Source organism: Sulfurimonas sp. HSL3-7, from assembly GCF_039645985.1.
Lineage (GTDB): Bacteria > Campylobacterota > Campylobacteria > Campylobacterales > Sulfurimonadaceae > Sulfonitrofixus > Sulfonitrofixus jiaomeiensis.
The window spans coordinates 1799516-1816231 of record NZ_CP147919.1; the positions used below are offsets into that span (position 1 = coordinate 1799516).

Here is a 16716-nt window from a genome sequence, read left to right on the forward strand (position 1 = left end):
ATAGCAGTCGAGGTGCGGCTGTTTCACGGCTTATTTTTAAGAAGCGTGCCGGCGTTAATGGTGCTTTGTCAAAAAACGGTGCAGTTGGTTGGCAAATTCGTGGGCGTCTTTCTGACTGAAAGGTTTGGGCCCTTTGGTCACCTCGCCGCTCTCTCTGATCTTTTCCATCAGGTTGCGCATGGCGAGGTACTGCTTGATATTGTCGACGCTGTAGAGCTCCCCCCTGTGGTCGATGGCGTGGGCCTTTTTGGCGATGACGCGGTCGGCCAGCGGAATGTCGGCCGTAATGACCAGATCCCCTTCTCTGACCATCTCGACAATTCGGTGGTCCGCCTCATCCGCACCCTCCTCTACTATGATGTAGGTAATATGGTGGGAGTTACCCAAAGTTATGCGCTTGTTGGAGACGACATAGGTCGGCAAAGAGAGGCGTTCTATGCTGCGAAGCACGATCGGTTTGAGTAGGTTGGGAAAAGCATCGCCGTCGATGTACAAGGTCACTGTTTTGTTCCCCACTTATAGAATCCTCTCCGTCGTCTACTCTCGTTTTTTAAAAATGCAATATAAAGCAGGTAACCATAGGAAACCAGCAACAAAACAACGGCAATGACCCGGACAGCCCCTGATATCAGCCAGTCATACTCATAGACGCCCACTTCTCTGAAGATAAACCAGAAATCATGCTTGTCCGCACCCGGGATAAAGAAGGGATAGCGCTGCGGCGTATGCGAAGTGGACATATACCATGCCACGTAAACCAGATTTTGGGCAAGCCAGATAGCGCCTAGCCCCATTACAATGCTGTTCTCTCTTTTGTAATAGTAATAGATGAATATCATCGGAAGAAGCAGCTGGAAAACAGTGCCGTTGAGTGCCGTTATCAACTCCGGACAAGCGAAAAGATAGCATACTCCGTGCCCCGCTTCATGGACGATCATATTGGCACTGTTCAACACATTGTGAAATGACTGCATCACCCCGTCAAAATTCAGATGGATCATCTTGCCGTGAATAGAGGCGACATAAGCATCATTGTATTTGCTCAGCCAAAGCACGTATGGAAGCAGAAGCAGTATCCCGATGCGCACTGCCGTATCTGAAGGTTTACTTTTTTGATGGCTTCTACTGCGTTCCAGCATCTTCTCTACGCTGAGTTCCTTAAGATTATCCTCTTTTTTCAATACGGTCTCTATCCTAAATCATAGTTGTAAGTCGGTGCATATTCCCGCATCCGGACATGGAAGTGATCGCTTCAGTCCATCGCCGTACAGCCGGAGTAATCATTTTACTACTGCAGATGGGAGATGAGAGATGGCCTGGTATGCCGTGTCCATCATAATATCTATCTCTTCCTTGCTGATGATATAAGGCGGCATGAAGTAGACGATATGGCCAAGCGGTCGCAAAAGTACACCATGCTTCAGGCCGTATTCATACACTTTCAGCCCGATCCGTTCCTGTGGTGCGTACCCCTCAAGTTCAACCGCAGCGACCATGCCGCACTGCCTTACCTCTTTGACATTGGCCAACGTCTCAAAAGCCTGCAGTTTTGACGCGATGTAGTTGGAGTTGTCTCTGTTCTTTTCTATAACATTTTCTGATTCAAAAAGGTCCAGTGTTGCGTTGGCTGCCGCACAGGCCAAGGCATTTCCTGTGTAAGAATGTGAATGCAAAAAGGCCTTGTAAAGTCCGTAATCACAATAAAAAGCAGCGTAGACCTCCTCCGTTGTTAGTACGACGGAAAGCGGCAGATAGCCGCCTGTAAGCCCCTTGGATAACACCATGTAATCGGGTGTTATACCGGCTTGTTCACACGCAAACATCGTACCCGTTCGGCCAAAACCTGCCATCACTTCATCTGCAATAAGATGAATGCCGTAAACATCGCAGAGTTCTCTTGCCTTCGTCAAATAGAGCGGGTGGTACATATGCATCGAACCCGCACCCTGGATCAACGGTTCTACGATCAAAGCAGCGATCTCTTCATGTCTTGTTTTGAAACATTCTGCCAACGCAGCTGCCGCCTCAAGTGCTGCTTCTTCACTCTGATCTTTTGGCACCGGTGTCTGGATAGAGCGAATTAACAGCGGCTCATAGGTCTCTTTGTAGAGTTCCACGTCACCGACGGAGAGTGCCCCTATCGTCTCCCCGTGATAGGAGTTACTCAAGGAGACAAACAAAGAGCGCTCCCGGCCCTGGTTTTTATGGAAATGATAGCTCATCTTCAATGCTACTTCTATAGCAGATGAACCGTTGTCGGCATAAAAACAGCGTGTTAGCCCCTCCGGGGTCAGTTTGACGAGTCTTTCACTCAGACGGATGACCTGTTCATGGGTAAATCCGGCCAGAATAACATGTTCGAGTGTGTCAAGCTGTTTTTTGACCGCTGCGTTGATGTAGCCATTGGCATGACCGAACATATTGACCCACCACGAGCTGACCGCATCGATATACCGATTGCCTTCAAAATCTTCGAGATAGACACCTTCGCCTTTTTTTATAGGTATCATCGGCAAAAATTCATGATCCTTCATCTGTGTGCAGGGATGCCAGATTACATCAAGGTCCCGATCGGCCATCATCTTGTTATTCATCAATTACCCTTTATTCGAATTCGTCATCTAATCATAGCGAAATCCGTGTTTGCAAAAAATGCGACAATCTGCCTAAATTAGGGAACTTTTAGGCTAGTTTAATATTTAAAAACATAAAATATAACCAATTGATATATTAAGGGCACAATCACTATGATCACTTGGATGCAAAGACACCGAAAATACCTCGTAATCACGATATGGATTTCGACATTCGCTTTTATTGGCGCAGGTTTTGTCGGTTGGGGGCAGTACAGCTACGGCGAAAAAGCAGGAGCCGTTGCCAAAGTGGGTGACATCTCGATCACCCAACGTGAATGGCAGCAGGCCTATAGCCGTCTTTATGGTCAGTACAACCAGATTTTCCAAGGGAATTTTGATGAAAAACAGGCAGAAAGTTTTGGTTTAAAACAGCAGGCGATGCGTCAGGTCGTTGAGCAGGCCTTGATTCTTAATCTGGCTAACAGTTATAACCTTGAGGTCACCAAAGAAGAACTTTCAAAAGTGATCACCTCGCAGGATATGTTTTTTGAAAACGGTACATTCTCAAAAGATCTTTATGCAAAGATTTTGAAACAGAACAGACTCAGCATCGTTGATTACGAGAGTGATCTTCGCAACTCCATTTTGATCCAGAAGGTACTCTCTCTTTTTCAAAGCGACCCTCTTCCACTTGAAGAGAAGGTCTTTGCAACAGCAAAAAATATTGCAGATAAAATTGAGTATAAGATTCTTGATACTCAAGACGTTAGCATAGAGACAAGTGAAGAAGCTGTCAAAAGCTACTGGGAGACTCGTCAGCAAAACTACATGACCAGACCATCATTCACGCTTCAAGTACTCACACAGGAAAAAATTTCTGCAGACGCAGATGAAAATGCCATTCTAGAGTACTACAATGCCAACCGTCACGATTTCACAGATGCCCAAGGCAAGATTCTGGAACTTGCAGACGCTAAAGAACAGGTGATCGCTGCGTTAGACGATAAAGCGACTAATAAACAGGCGCTTCGCAACTATATCGCCTTCAAAAAAGGGAAACTGGACGAGAACGTTGCAACAGAAACCATTACTGTCGATGAAGCCAATAACCCGTACTCAAAAGAGCTCTTTGCCGAGATCGCTGCGCTTAACATCACAAGCCCTTTTCTTAAACCGCGCAAAGCAGGTGACACGTACATCACATTAAAACTTGAGCAGATCAATCCGGCAACGCCAAAATCGTTTGAAGATGCTAAAGCGGCTGTTCTGGCCGACTACACCAAAGAAGAAAGTGCGCGAAAACTTCAGCAACTTGCCGAGAACTCTCTCGCCAGCTTTAAAGGCAGATTGAGCGGTTTCATTACACCGGCACAGGCAAGTACGCTGGCAGGGCTCAATAAAGAGGAAACAAAACTTTTTGTCTCAAAGCTTTTTGTCGCTTCGCAAAAACGCGGGTATGTGCCTCTAAACGAAAACAAGATCGTCCTTTTCAACATCAGGGAGCAGAAGCTACTTTCCAATGAAGAGCCCACTGAAGCGATGCAGGTCGCACGTCTAAAAGATTCTATATTTGATCGTTCATTGATCAAGATGCTTGAGAGTAAATACACGGTTGAATCATTTGTAGGAGGCAATTAAAGTGAGTAGATCAGTTTTAGCGATTGACATCGGTTCCACTAAAATCTGTGCAATTATTGCCAATATTGATTCAGAGAACAATATACAGATTATCGGTGCCGGCATTGCTAAAGCACAAGGTCTTAAAAAAGGCAGTATTACCAACATAGAGCTTGCTTCCAAATCGATCAAAAGTGCTTTGGCAGATGCTAAACGCGTTGCAGGGACAGATATTAAAAAAGCCACTGTCAGCATCTCCGGCGCCTACACAAAAAGCCTTGTCTCCAGCGGTATTGTCAACATCCCGAATAAGGAGATCACGCTTAAAGAGATCGAACGCGTCATGCGTACGTCACTTTACAATGCCAATATCCCCAATGAGTATGAAGTGCTGCATACGCTTCCTTTTAATTTCAAAGTGGACGATCAGGACTATATCGAAGATCCTCTGGGGATGAACGCTTCCCGCCTGGAAGTCGAGACGCACATCATCACCACACAGAAATCAAACTTCCACAATCTCCGCAAAGCGGTGCGTGCCGCAGGTGTTGAAGTGGAAAACGTAGTCTTAAGCGGTTACGCTTCTGCCATCGCTGTCTTGAATGAAGATGAAAAAGAGCTCGGTGTCGGTGTTGTCGATATGGGCGGAAGCACTAGCAATATCGTCATTCATTCGGGTAATTCTATCCGCTATAACGACTTCCTGGGTGTCGGTTCAAACCATATCACCAATGACCTCTCTATGGCGCTGCATACACCGTTGAATGTGGCCGACAGTGTCAAGATGGAGTACGGTTCGCTTCACGCTCCGAACAACGATCTTATCGAGCTGCCGATCATCGGCGATGAGAACTCAACCCATGAGGTCTCTCTGGAAGTCGTGCACAATGTCATTTACGCACGTGTCGAAGAGACATTGATGATCATTGCCCAATCTCTGGAGAAAAGTGCTCTTAAAGAACAGATGGGGGCAGGTATCGTCTTAACGGGCGGATTTACAAACATGGTAGGTCTGAGAGAATTGGCCAGTGCCATCTTTGACAACCTGCCTGTGCGTATTGCCAGACCGATAGAGGTCGAAGGGCTCTTTGACCAGCTTCGCAATCCGGCCTATTCCGGTGCACTTGGTCTACTGCGTTATGAAGCGAACGGATATTCACTGTACGAAGTGGATGTCAATAAAAAGATGCGTCATACAAAAAATGACTTTGATGGTATGGACATTCCGCCAAGCGAAGAACCTGAAGAGATCGGCATTCCGACGATCGGCGAACCTGAAGACTCTGCGAAATCCACGACTGTAAACATTGGAAAACCTATCACCCCTCTCAAGTCTAAGGGTGAACAGGAAGCAGGCCCGTTTTCAAAATTCTGGAACTGGATGACCCAGTTATTTTAACAAGGAGTGTGTTATGAGTAGTGATATGTTTATTATCGAAGAGTCAACGCGACAGACAGGTGCTAGAATCGTTGCTGTCGGTGTCGGCGGCGGCGGCGGCAACATGATCGGACATATGATCAAAGAGGGTGTCAGCGGAATCGAGCTTGTGGTTGCCAATACCGATGCGCAAGTGCTTGACAGTTCTCTGGCCAACACGAAGATCCAGCTCGGCGGAAAACTGACAAAAGGTCTCGGTGCGGGGATGAAGCCGTCGATCGGCAAAGATTCGGCACTGGAAAGCTATGATGAACTTCGCATGTCCCTTGACGGTGCGGACATCGTCTTCATCGCTGCCGGTCTCGGCGGCGGGACAGGTACAGGGGCCGCACCTATCGTGGCGCAGATCGCAAAAGAGATCGGAGCCCTGACGATCGCCGTGGTGACAAAACCGTTCAAGTTTGAAGGCAGTAAACGCCGTAAACTGGCGGAGAAAGGGTTGGAAGACCTTAAAAACGAATGTGACTCTATCGTTGTTATTCCGAACGATAAACTTCTTTCCATCATCGATAAGCGTCTTGGGCTTCGTGAAAGTTTCAAGATCGTTGATTCGGTACTGGCCCAAGCCGTCAGCGGAACATCCGGTGTCATCCTTTCACACGGTGAAAACGACATCAACCTGGACTTTGCCGACCTGCAGACCGTCATGTGTCATCGCGGTATGGCGCTGATGGGTGTCGGTGAGCACCAAGGCGAAAACGCGGCTTATGAAGCGATCAAGTCGGCGATCGAATCACCGCTTCTTGACAACATGTCGATCAACGGAGCAATGGGTGTTCTTGTCCATTTCCATATCCACCCGGACTTTCCAATGATGGAACTGACCGAGGCTATGGAGGTCGTTCACGAAAGTGCGGATGAAGAAGCTGATGTTATCTTTGGTACAACAACCGACGAATCTATGCCGGTTGATTCTATCCGGATTACGCTTGTCGCAACCGGTTTTGAAAAGGAGCTCAACCAAGGTGTGAACAACGATGATTTCATCTCTGAAACGCCTACACACACTCAACCGGCAATGACGCAACAGCAAGCAACATTGCGTCCGAAAATGGTTGTAGGCGGCGATATTAGCGATGACTACTTGGACGTTCCGACCTATATGCGCCAGCAAAAAGATTAATCACCTCTATAATGCACTCCTTTGAAGAGGTCATGAAGGCCAAAACACTCCTTGGTCTTCGCGACAGTGCCTCTCTCCCTGAAATAAAAGCCCGTTACAAAAACCTTATGCACCAGTGGCATCCCGATAAACATCTTGACGAGATCGAGACCGCGACCAAAATGAGCAGCGATATCATCGAAGCCTACAAGATCATCATGGAGTACGTCAAGCACTACGAATACCGTTTTGACGAAGAGTTTATCAAACAGAAGACGATCTCGCCTGAAGAGTGGTGGAACAACCAGTTCGGCGGACGATAAAAATGTTGAATGTTGAATGTTGAATGTTGAATTATAATAAGGTATCAGGCCAAGCCTGAAAAAGGCGCTTTCACTTTAACAAAAGCGCCCAGTTGCTCTATTCTACAAATGTTACGGTATCGTTCATCGGTACACGTGCCGGCTGATAGGTATTGATCTTCGCCTCTTTGTCTTCGTAGCCGATGACAACACTGTACAGCAGGGCCAGATTCTCAGGTACGTCCAGAACTCTGGCAATGATCTTGCCATACTCGGTCGTTGAGCCTTGCGGGCATGAACCAAGACCGTAACCTTCTGCCGCAAGCATCAGGTTCTGCATGTATGCCCCCGAATCGATCAGCGGGCCTTGCGCCCCGTTGATGAGTTCTTTCTCCATAAAAACGAAGAAGACCGTTTGTGAACCGAACCATCGGTAGTTGTCGAACCACATCTGTTGGCGTGTCTCGTCATCATGACGATCGACACCCATCAGTTTATAGAGGCCTGCACCTGTCACAATACGGCGCTTTTTATAGGGGTTGATCCAGTTGACTGGATAGTACTGAATGAACTGATCGACGTCCCCGCCCGCTTCGATATGTGCAATGATCGCATCGCCTATCTTTGTAAGCATCTCTTTATTACTTACGGCGTAGACGATCCAAGGCTGCATATTTGCGCCGCTGGGTGTCATTGCTGCCGCTTCCAGAATCTTTTCCTGGATCTCTTTCGGTACCGGTTTATCTAAAAACTTGCGCGTTGAAGAACGCCCTTTGATGGCATCGATAACATTGATACTTTCCATTCGCTTTCGCTCCGTCGTCTCAAATTTATGCGGTATTTTACAATAAAAATAATTTGAGACACGAGGGCTGGCGTTTTTTGGGGTAATTTAGACGCTTTGCCGGCGGTAAATACTATTTTTTTATTGCATTTACGATCTTTTTGAGCTGCGCGATATCTTCTGTCTCATATTTTTTCGCATATTTTATCTTGTGATAGAGCAGATCTATCTCGTCTATCATGTCCGCGTTCACTTTCTCTTTGAGTCTACAAAGAAAGTCATGCATGCTCTCATTGGGCTGCTTTTCCAATCCCGATTTTTCGGCGTGTTTCATCAGCGGGCGCAGGATACACAGTACCCTGTCGTGACAACGTCGCGCACTGACAAAGATCGCTACACCTATCGAAAGTGCGGTAAATAGAATACCGTTGACGATAAACGCGACAAGATAAGTAGAACTGTTAATAAGCGCATGCAGAATTTCCATCTGTTTGACACGGCTGTACTCCAATATCCACGTCTCAATGACATATTTCAGGTACATCAGATGCAGGTTAAGCCGTTTTAACCACTTCTGCCCCGTATTGCTGCCTTCAACACCGAGACGCTGCAAGACATCCCCCTCTATCCTTTCGGCAAAGGCTGTCGTCTCCACCCTCGTCCACCCCTTCTCCTGCAGGTAGACTTCTACCCACGCATGGGCGTCTGATTCTCTCACCACAAGATAATTCTCCAAAGCCTCGTTCGGATTGACCAAAAATCCCGTGACCACCCGTGCCGGAAGCCCGGAAGCCCGGGCCATATATGCGAATGCAGCCGCAAAATGGACGCAATACCCCTTTTTGCTCTCATACAAAAACGAATCGACGGGTCTTTTTTTATCCAGGTGATCGGGTTTGAGGGTGTAGACAAGATTGAGTGAGCGAAAATAGGCGGCGATGTTTTCCAAGGTCTGCTTATCGCGTGGTGCAACCAGCTGCCTGGCACGTTCCGAACTGATAGCGTCACGTTTCCCGTAAAACCGGAGCGATGCTTCACGTATCTCTTTGCGTAAAGGGGCATTCATCAAATATGACAGGTCGGAATGCATCTCGTAACGATATCTCTTGTCGATCTTTTTGTCGCTCACGATGGTGTAATCGTCCAGCAAGGTGCTTTTTGGAGGCGATGATGCCGGAATGTCAAGGGCATAGAGCCACTTTTCATTATGCGGATAGAGCGTGATACTGTAGGCAACCCGTCCGCCTGTAGCTATCGCCTTCCGGCCTGCAGCCAAAGGCTTTTTCAGACGATCCGGCAGCTGCCGGAACGAATCGTTGCGATCGACATAAAGGGTGGTCCCCCGAAAGTAGAGCCCCTTCTCTTTCGGAAGCCCGTTTTCAAAATAGACTTCCATCAGCACCTGCGAAGAGAGGTTCATCGCCGCATCGCTGCCCAGCGACATCACACCGTTGTGGCCACTTTTTTTGACGAAGTCATCATGAAACCCGTAAACAGCCTTTTCAAAACTAATACGCGGAAAGACAAGGAACAGTAGTGCGACAACAGGCAACGCGTAGGCAAAGAGCGTGAGAGCCATTTTCAGTGCATCATAGAGCGGAGTATGCATTTTCGACCAGACAAGCAGCAGCATAAAGACGAAGAGCGTAAAAACCGTATAGAAAAGCATCGGTACCGAGTTGTGCAGAAAAAACGAAAGCATCAGCAGCATCGCCGGTGAGAAGGCAAGGTAGAAGTTCAGCTCCCCTTTGAGACGCTGTAGGGAGACTGCATAGATCAGCAGTGCGTTCAGCAGCGAGACAAAGAGGGTGAAGCGGTTCAGCGACGAGAAGTTGAAATCGGTGTAGAAGGAGCTTATGACCGACAGAACACCGAAGAGTGCCAAAGCGTACTGCAGCGCTTTTGGGACCTTTCTGCTCGCGATCAGCACGATAAGCACGGCCAGCAGGTAGACGAGCATGGGAAACTTGAGCTTGTCCAGGTGGGGAACAATCGATAGGACCAGCGCTATATCGACGAGATAAAGGCTTTTCGGCGGTGATTTAATATCGGCCAAGGTACGTAAGAATCTCATCTGTGCTCATCTTTTTGCTCTCCAGCAGTCTCTTTCCGATCGCAATAGTGAAGGCATATCCTCGCTGTTCACATTCGAGTACCCACAGGCTCAGCTGCGAGAGCCGCTGCTCATCGTCGGTACCGCAGGACAGAAAATCGAAATGGAGCAGCTGCGCATCATTTATATAGGTGAAGACCTTGCTCATCAGGCTGCCGCCTTTGGCAATGGAGGGCCAATAGATCTGTGAGATCCGGTCGCTGCGCTCATACCCCTTTACCCCTTCAAAGTCATCCTTCTCGCCATAGATCGCCCTGTTCCTGGCGATATAGGCATCCAGGCTCTCCCCTTTCGGTTCGGGGTAGACCACAAAGCTCTTCTGCAGGTCAAAGACCTTGTAGAAGAGCTGATGCGGCAGCGGGAAGCCGCTGTCGCACTGAACGCTCTCGAATGCCCTCTCCCCTCTCTTTGCACAGGTATGGGAAAAGGTCAGCACCTCGGGTGAATCGGCGCTGATACGCTTGCAGTGCTGCCGCTCTTCGCTGCAGATGCAGGTAATGTCGTAGAGTTCTCTCTCTGATGATGAAGAGAGCAAAAGCGTATAGCTGCTTTTCTGGTTGGCAAACACGCGTTGGGATGAAAGCAGCGCTACCTCCAGTGAGCGTATGTTGTTCCTGCCGAAAAAGTAGCTGCTGAAGGCAAAAGCGAAGGTAAAGAAGAGTGCCAGGTAGACGATGTTGTAGTTATGTATGTAGGCCTGCATAAAGAGCGCAATCAATATCAGAATGAGAAGATAGATATATTTAGTCGGCCGCTCGCTGCCTTTTCTAGCAATCCTGGCAAACGAGGGCGAGAATCTTTTTTGAAGCTGGTTCAGAATGATCATGGTTGCTTAACTCCAATCGGTGTATGACGACAGGTTCCAGAACATCGGTGACATCGTTAGGTATCACGAAATTCCTGCCGCTGACGACGGCGTGCGCTTTTGCAAGCTGCAGAAGCGCCAAAGCCCCTCTGGTCGAAAGTCCGTACTCAAAGAGCCCGTGTTCCCTGGTGATCTTGATGATCTTCTGGACAAGGTCGAGTATCTCGTCGCTGACATGGACGTTTCTGCTGAGGCTCAGGAGCTTCATGACCGCCTCTTTTTCAAAGGTCTTAAGGGCATGCAAATCTTTCTCCTCACCCTGCCTGAGTATCTCCCGCTCGGATTCCCCGTCGGCGTACCCAAGGGAGATCGTACAGATAAATCGGTCAAGCTGCGAGCTCGGCATCCTGAAGACGCCCGACTCCTCGAAGGGGTTTTTTGTCGCTATGACGAAAAAAGGATCCGGCAGAGGGTATGTCTTGTTCTCGACACTGACCTGGCGTTCCGCCATCGCCTCCAAAAGGGCACTCTGGGTCTTGGGTGTCGCACGGTTGATCTCGTCCGCCAGCAGGACAGAGCTGAAAATCGGCCCTTTTTTGAAGAGGAACTCGCCGCTCTTGACATCATAATAGTTGACGCCGATGATATCGGCCGGCAACAGGTCGGAGGTGAACTGGATACGTCCGAAGTCCAGACCGAGCACCTGCGAAATCGCCTTGGCCAGCGTCGTCTTGCCGACCCCCGGCATATCTTCGATCAGCAGGTGCCCGCCGGAGAGAAATGCCGCCATCGCCAGCTCGATCTTTTCGCGCTTGCCGATGACGACCTTCTCGATCTCGTCAATAATGGTATGAATAAGTGTATGGCTCTCTTTCACGTGCTATTCCTACTCTTTAACTAATAGAAACAAGCATAACACAAAAGGATTTAGAGGATTACCCATAAGACAAGCTATTGAAGGGATCAACAGAAATATTAAGGTTCAATCTTTTGTCTACGCTGCCGATAGCACGGCAGGTACCTGGAAAATCATCAAAAAAACGTTCTGCGCTCGAGAGCTGCCATGAAGATCCATAACAGACAATGCGTGCAATCCTCAAAGCTCTCTGGAGACAATGATGGCGATGGCCATCTGCTGTGCCGCAAGGACGGAGTTTTGCGTTGCGAAAAGGTTCGCGCTCTGAAACTGCTGTGTTGTGATAAAGGTATCGGCCACCATTCCTATATTGTCGGCCATAAGCAGAATAGTATCGCCCATCTCCCCGATCCGGTCGGCCATGACGCCGATATCGGCTGAGAGCTGCAGCATACTGCCGAGCGAATCTTTGAGCGTCAATGTCGATGTTGACGGCTCAAGCCCCTCAATCGCGATGACATAGCCGTCAACCGCCGTTGCTATGAAGGTCAGCATAACCGACATGTCGTAGAGCTGCATCATCGACGTGCCGTCGATATAGAGTGTGCCGTTCGCCGCATCGCTCTCGACACCGTTGCTGAGCGCCGTGACCTGCTCAAGAAAGCTCTCGACGTCATCCGCGACACTTTGAAGCTGGTACTTCATCGTCCACGGGCTGAGCATCACCGAGTGCATACGCGAGGAGAGCTCCATGCCGTCGGAAATGAGCGCATCGTAGTCGAGTTCGCGCGTGCTCGTCTCGATCACCGAGACCAGCGTCAGCGCATTAGTCTGTGTCTGCAGCAGTGTATCGACGCTGGAGGTCATGTTCGCGCTCTGAATCTCCTGAGTCGCGATAATGCGGTCAGCCATGATGTCTATATTGTCGGCCATGACAAGAATCTTGTCCGCCATCTCCCCTATCCTGTCCGCCATCGTACCGATATCATCGGAGAGCTGCAGCATGGCGGTAATGCCGTCTTTGACGGTCAGTACCGAGGCCGCATTGTCAAGCTGCTGCAGGTCAAGTGAGAGGCGCAGCGCTTCATTGGCCAGGCTCAGATTGGTCACCGAGAGCTGTTCAAGGGCATCGAGCGTATCAGCATCGATCTGCAGCGGGGCGGAGAGGCTTTCATCGACGGCGGCGATGGCGTTGACCATGTCGCGTGCCATCTGGTTCACCTGCAACAGCGGCGAACAGACCGAAGAGGCATTGAGTTCAAGCGTGCTCAATTCACCCTCAAGTGCCTCGGACTGAAAAACAAGATCTTGCAGGTCATCATTCAGGGCAGCGGCTGCCGGCATACCCGTAAAAAGCATAAAAACGGCGGCAGCGCCGATACAGTTGTTCCATAGTTGTTTCATTCGGTTCTCCTCTTTCTTAGAGTCCATAGGACTCGATTATGCCGACAGTGATCTTCTGCGAAGTGGTCAGGGAATCGACGGTGTAGGCCATATTCGATGTCTGTATCCCTTCGACCTCGACGATCCGCTCACTCATCGCACCGATGTTGTCGGCCATGACGATGATCTTGTCACTCATCTCCATGATGCGGTCGCTCATCAGTCTGATATCCTGCACCAGCTTCAGCATGGAGTTCGTGGCATCGGAAAGGACGGGTGTCTCCGTCAGCGGGGCGATCAGCTGCACGGTTCTGGCGAAATTTTCGGTACTCTGCGCCAGAGCCCTGTTGATCTCCGAGAGGTCGCTGAAATAGGTCAGTGTATCACCGTCGACATAGTGCGAAGCCATCGCACTGTTCAGGCTGGCGAAGGTGTAGAGGCTGAGTACTTTCCCCATCAGCAGTGCCGACTGTTCCTGCAGCTGGCCCAGTTCATCCGCCATGTTAAAGTTGGTCAGGATGGTCATATTCATATCGGAACTCAACGCATCACCGTCGGATTGGACCTGCTCGAGGGTAAGGTTGTAGACAATCGACGAAAGAGAGCTGTTGAGCGCGGCCATATTCTGCTGTGTCGTCAAGAGGGAGGCCTGAATGAACTGCATATTGCTGCTTTGCAGCGTCATGGTGACGACGATCTTGTCCGCCATCGAACCGATATTGTCCGCCATGACCAGAATGCGGTTGGCCATCTCGAGAATGCGGTCGGCCATCGTACCGATATCGTCGGAAAGGCGCAGCATCGCACTGAGCCCGGCCCGGTACTCGAAAAGGTCGGCAACCGATTCGATGCTGTTGAGCTCCAGTGCCATCCGGACACTCTCTTCGGCCATCGATCTGCTGATGGTGCTAAGATCATCAAGCGATGTCATGTCCTCCTGTGTCAGGCTCAGCGGCGAAGAGAGCTGGGCATAGATCGCCTCGATGCTTTCGATATACGCTTCAATAGAGGTGTTGAGGGTACCCAGTTGGGAACAGTCATCCCCCTCATCAAAACTGAACGCAGAGAGATTGGCGTCGAGCGCACTGCCCTGGCTGACAAGTCCCTGCAGTTCGGTCGTCAGCGACGCCTGGGCCTTGGCCAGAAACAGGACAAACAGCAACAACGCCGATGCAAAATGTTTTTTGAACATGATGGTTTCCTTTAGGGCACCTCTAAAAACCCTGGTTAGCCTCAGCAGCACAGTAAAATTCATAATCAAGGCGGTACTTTGCAAGCCTAGACATAGCTTAAGTGAGAAGTACCAACCCAAAGTATGTATTTCTCAGTGTTGCCCGCAGGGAGGCGGACTAAGGTTTTTAGAGGTGCCATTTAGTTTGAATATGTTGTTTTTATAATAAATTGTTATTATAAAAGAAGCCCGGCATTATACTTGCCACAGATTAGAGTGTCATAAAATATAGCATTCTCTTATTCTTGGAAGGATCGCTGAAGCTCGATATGCCAACACACTACCAAAGTGCTGTTATCTGACAACCCGGCATTAGGCTGACGCGCCTTTTCACCCGGTTATCTGTCTGAACAGAAACCATGCAAAAAACCGAAACTATTCTAAAATATTATATACCACAATAATAACACAAAGTAATTTTTATTATTAGATTTAAGTTATGAATTACTTTATTCGGACTATTATTACAAAATACTAAACAACAAGGATTAACCATGAAAACAAGTGCACGCAACCAATTAAAAGGCACGGTAAGCAGTATCAAGGCCGGTCAGGTCAACAGCGAAGTCGTCATTGATCTGAAATCAAATGTGATCAAAGCTGTTTTGACCAATGAAGCCGTTGAGGAGATGGCGCTGGCTGTCGGTGAGGAAGTCTATGCCATCATCAAAGCATCTTTTGTCATTGTAAGCAAAGAGAAACCGGGCCAGATAAGCACCCGCAATGTTTTTGAAACAACCGTTACCGATGTCAAAAAAGGGATGGTCAACAGTACGCTAAAACTGGCGATGGGTGATGACACGCTCTCTGCCAACATTACCAATGAAGCGACTGAAGAGCTTGAGATAGCTAAAGGTGACACCCTTTACGCGCTTGTGAAAGCAAGCTCAATCATCCTGGCCAAATAACAACGGTAGCGTGAACGCCGCCCTCTTTTCAGGCGGATAATCAATTAAAGTATATAGAGGCGGAAGACATTTGCATTTTTCTGCCCCCTTTTGACCTAACCTTTTTCACTTCCAAAATAATTTTCATCATTCACTCAGTCGAGTGGATAGTGATTACTTTTTTCATATGACACAAAACGGCGCCTATTTGGCTTCCTGTTTTTCAATAAGGCCTTGAGATGCCTATCCAGCTTATGATTGTGGCGTTTTAACCGCTGGAGTACCTATTATAACAGTGTTCGCATGAGTGATCATCGTTGACTATCGTTTAATTCGTTTCCACTGCGCAATATGTCCATTCCGTACTTTTCCCGTGCCTTGTTTACAGCCGAATCGAGCCGGTGCATCTTCTTGTCATTTTCAAACGCAAAGATATCCACCGCCTTGGGATCATGGTGCAGAAATTTTGTCGCGCTCATCGTGATATAGAGTATCGCGACATTGGGGTAGATATCGAGCTCCTGAAACTTCTCCCTTGCAAAGTGCTGGATGAACTGCTCGTTGAATATTCGGTAGGTGGTGTACTGTTTCTTGCTTCTGAGATGATGTTCATACCCGATCCCAAAAAAGAAGGTGGTCGGATTCACGTTCAGACGTTTGATAGTATGGCTCCAGTGGCGTACCATGGTACTGACACGCCGATAAAACTCGGCACGGTCTTTGATCGGGTGGTCCATACTGCGTGACATCCCGACACCTTTACGGCTCTGTTTTCTGCTCACGCCTTCATGGTCCGTACCGCTCAACCGTTTATAAAGATCTCTTCCTTGTCGCCCCCAGCTTTCAAAGAGCCTTCGGGCATGTAAAGCGTCACCGATGGTCTTGATGCCGTATTGCCGCATCTTCTTTCCGAAGGCTCTGCCCACGCCCGGGAACGCATGGATATCGATATCTTTGACAAAGTCATGGATCTCTTCATCATAGACCACTTTCAATCCAAAAGGCTTGACGGTAGATGTCGCCAGCTTGGCAATCCACTTTGCATTACAGGCACCGATGGAGACGGGAAGCAGCATCTCCTTGGCAACTTTCTCCTGTAGATAGGCGATGAAGTCGTACATATCTTTTTCGTCTATCCAGCCGGTGACATCCCCGAAGAGTTCGTCGATGCTGTACTGTTCTACCAGCGGTATCTCATTGCCGAGCAGCTCCATCATCTCATGCGACAGAGTGTGATAGAGCAGATGATCTGGCGGCAGCAAGATCGCATCGGGACAGAGGTTCAAAGCCTCTCTGATCGTCATGGCGGTCTTCACCCCGCAGTGTCTCGCCTCGTAGCTGGCAGTCGTAACGATCCCCCGTATGCGATCGCCCTCGAAAAAGTAACTTGAAGCGTCATGCTCGGCATGAAAAAGAGAGGGGACAAACGCCCCCTGGTTGAGCTGGATAAGCCGCTTCGCTTTGGCCGGTTTTGTGTCAAAGATAAAAGGATCGCCCCGTCCGCCTACGATGAGTGGTTTACCGATGAGTTCCACGTTTCGAGTACGTTCGGCAGAAGCAAAAAAACTGTCCAGGTCAAGGTGCAATATCATGTTGACATAATATGACGAGTTGACAAATTT

General features: G+C 48.8%; 15 protein-coding genes. 5 read left to right on the top strand and 10 right to left on the bottom strand.

Annotated elements, in window-relative coordinates; genetic code table 11:
- Positions 1–54: 54 nt before the first annotated feature.
- From WCY20_RS09005 to WCY20_RS09015, 3 genes are all read right to left on the bottom strand, one after another.
- A complete protein-coding gene (locus tag WCY20_RS09005) occupies positions 55–501 on the bottom strand; it encodes a YaiI/YqxD family protein (protein WP_345978243.1) in 447 nt (148 codons plus the stop codon).
- Positions 498–1181, bottom strand: a complete 684-nt coding sequence (locus WCY20_RS09010) for a hypothetical protein (RefSeq protein WP_345974501.1) — start codon at positions 1179–1181, stop codon at positions 498–500. Before WCY20_RS09010 ends, WCY20_RS09005 begins: the two co-directional genes overlap by 4 nt.
- 99 nt (positions 1182–1280) lie before the next feature.
- Positions 1281–2594, bottom strand: coding sequence for an adenosylmethionine--8-amino-7-oxononanoate transaminase (locus WCY20_RS09015; RefSeq protein WP_345974503.1), 1314 nt, complete (start codon positions 2592–2594; stop codon positions 1281–1283).
- Positions 2595–2759: 165 nt separating this feature from the next.
- Here WCY20_RS09015 and WCY20_RS09020 point away from each other — a divergent pair, with 165 nt between their 5' ends.
- The 4 genes from WCY20_RS09020 to WCY20_RS09035 are packed head-to-tail and all read left to right on the top strand — an operon-like array spanning position 2760 to position 7056.
- Positions 2760–4214, top strand: a complete 1455-nt coding sequence (locus WCY20_RS09020; RefSeq protein WP_345974505.1) for a peptidylprolyl isomerase — start codon at positions 2760–2762, stop codon at positions 4212–4214.
- Position 4215: 1 nt separating this feature from the next.
- Positions 4216–5592 (top strand): cell division protein FtsA, encoded by a 1377-nt coding sequence (gene ftsA / locus WCY20_RS09025; protein WP_345974507.1) that lies wholly within the window; start codon positions 4216–4218, stop codon positions 5590–5592.
- Positions 5593–5605: 13 nt separating this feature from the next.
- Positions 5606–6754 (top strand): cell division protein FtsZ, encoded by a 1149-nt coding sequence (ftsZ, locus tag WCY20_RS09030; protein WP_345974509.1) that lies wholly within the window; start codon positions 5606–5608, stop codon positions 6752–6754.
- An 11-nt stretch (positions 6755–6765) separates the two neighbouring features.
- Positions 6766–7056: a J domain-containing protein gene (locus WCY20_RS09035; protein WP_345974511.1), complete on the top strand. Its 291-nt coding sequence runs from the start codon at positions 6766–6768 to the stop codon at positions 7054–7056.
- A 97-nt stretch (positions 7057–7153) separates the two neighbouring features.
- Here WCY20_RS09035 and WCY20_RS09040 read toward each other — a convergent pair whose 3' ends face one another.
- The 6 genes from WCY20_RS09040 to WCY20_RS09065 all read right to left on the bottom strand — a co-directional run bounded on the left by WCY20_RS09040 (position 7154) and on the right by WCY20_RS09065 (position 14168).
- A complete protein-coding gene (locus WCY20_RS09040; RefSeq protein ID WP_345974513.1) occupies positions 7154–7840 on the bottom strand; it encodes a nitroreductase in 687 nt (228 codons plus the stop codon).
- Between the two features lie 112 nt (positions 7841–7952).
- Positions 7953–9893 (bottom strand): DUF3488 and transglutaminase-like domain-containing protein, encoded by a 1941-nt coding sequence (locus WCY20_RS09045; protein WP_345974515.1) that lies wholly within the window; start codon positions 9891–9893, stop codon positions 7953–7955.
- The gene (locus WCY20_RS09050; RefSeq protein ID WP_345974517.1) at positions 9862–10758 is read right to left on the bottom strand and encodes a DUF58 domain-containing protein; all 897 of its coding nucleotides are present in this window, start codon (positions 10756–10758) and stop codon (positions 9862–9864) included. Before WCY20_RS09050 ends, WCY20_RS09045 begins: the two co-directional genes overlap by 32 nt.
- A complete protein-coding gene (locus WCY20_RS09055; protein WP_345974519.1) occupies positions 10700–11614 on the bottom strand; it encodes an AAA family ATPase in 915 nt (304 codons plus the stop codon). The genes WCY20_RS09050 and WCY20_RS09055 overlap by 59 nt, the downstream gene beginning before the upstream one ends.
- A gap of 219 nt (positions 11615–11833) precedes the next feature.
- The gene (locus WCY20_RS09060) at positions 11834–12997 is read right to left on the bottom strand and encodes a hypothetical protein (protein WP_345974520.1); all 1164 of its coding nucleotides are present in this window, start codon (positions 12995–12997) and stop codon (positions 11834–11836) included.
- Positions 12998–13013: 16 nt separating this feature from the next.
- Positions 13014–14168: a hypothetical protein gene (locus WCY20_RS09065; RefSeq protein ID WP_345974522.1), complete on the bottom strand. Its 1155-nt coding sequence runs from the start codon at positions 14166–14168 to the stop codon at positions 13014–13016.
- A gap of 533 nt (positions 14169–14701) precedes the next feature.
- On the opposite strand from WCY20_RS09065, the gene WCY20_RS09070 reads away from it, so the two are divergent.
- Positions 14702–15115: a TOBE domain-containing protein gene (locus WCY20_RS09070; RefSeq protein ID WP_345974524.1), complete on the top strand. Its 414-nt coding sequence runs from the start codon at positions 14702–14704 to the stop codon at positions 15113–15115.
- A 290-nt stretch (positions 15116–15405) separates the two neighbouring features.
- On the opposite strand, the gene WCY20_RS09075 is transcribed toward WCY20_RS09070, so the two are convergent.
- The gene (locus tag WCY20_RS09075) at positions 15406–16686 is read right to left on the bottom strand and encodes a DNA polymerase IV (protein WP_345974526.1); all 1281 of its coding nucleotides are present in this window, start codon (positions 16684–16686) and stop codon (positions 15406–15408) included.
- Between the last annotated feature and the right edge of the window lie 30 nt (positions 16687–16716).

What these genes read in the sequence shown, in the direction of transcription:
- WCY20_RS09045 (WP_345974515.1), bottom strand. Translation starts at nt 9,893, where the DNA reads ATGAGATTCTTACGTACCTTGGCCGATATTAAATCACCGCCGAAAAGC.
- WCY20_RS09070 (WP_345974524.1), top strand. Translation starts at nt 14,702, where the DNA reads ATGAAAACAAGTGCACGCAACCAATTAAAAGGCACGGTAAGCAGTATC.
- WCY20_RS09040 (WP_345974513.1), bottom strand. Translation starts at nt 7,840, where the DNA reads ATGGAAAGTATCAATGTTATCGATGCCATCAAAGGGCGTTCTTCAACG.
- WCY20_RS09015 (WP_345974503.1), bottom strand. Translation starts at nt 2,594, where the DNA reads ATGAATAACAAGATGATGGCCGATCGGGACCTTGATGTAATCTGGCAT.
- WCY20_RS09060 (WP_345974520.1), bottom strand. Translation starts at nt 12,997, where the DNA reads ATGAAACAACTATGGAACAACTGTATCGGCGCTGCCGCCGTTTTTATG.
- ftsZ (WP_345974509.1), top strand. Translation starts at nt 5,606, where the DNA reads ATGAGTAGTGATATGTTTATTATCGAAGAGTCAACGCGACAGACAGGT.
- WCY20_RS09035 (WP_345974511.1), top strand. Translation starts at nt 6,766, where the DNA reads ATGCACTCCTTTGAAGAGGTCATGAAGGCCAAAACACTCCTTGGTCTT.
- WCY20_RS09075 (WP_345974526.1), bottom strand. Translation starts at nt 16,686, where the DNA reads ATGATATTGCACCTTGACCTGGACAGTTTTTTTGCTTCTGCCGAACGT.
- WCY20_RS09065 (WP_345974522.1), bottom strand. Translation starts at nt 14,168, where the DNA reads ATGTTCAAAAAACATTTTGCATCGGCGTTGTTGCTGTTTGTCCTGTTT.
- WCY20_RS09020 (WP_345974505.1), top strand. Translation starts at nt 2,760, where the DNA reads ATGCAAAGACACCGAAAATACCTCGTAATCACGATATGGATTTCGACA.
- WCY20_RS09050 (WP_345974517.1), bottom strand. Translation starts at nt 10,758, where the DNA reads ATGATCATTCTGAACCAGCTTCAAAAAAGATTCTCGCCCTCGTTTGCC.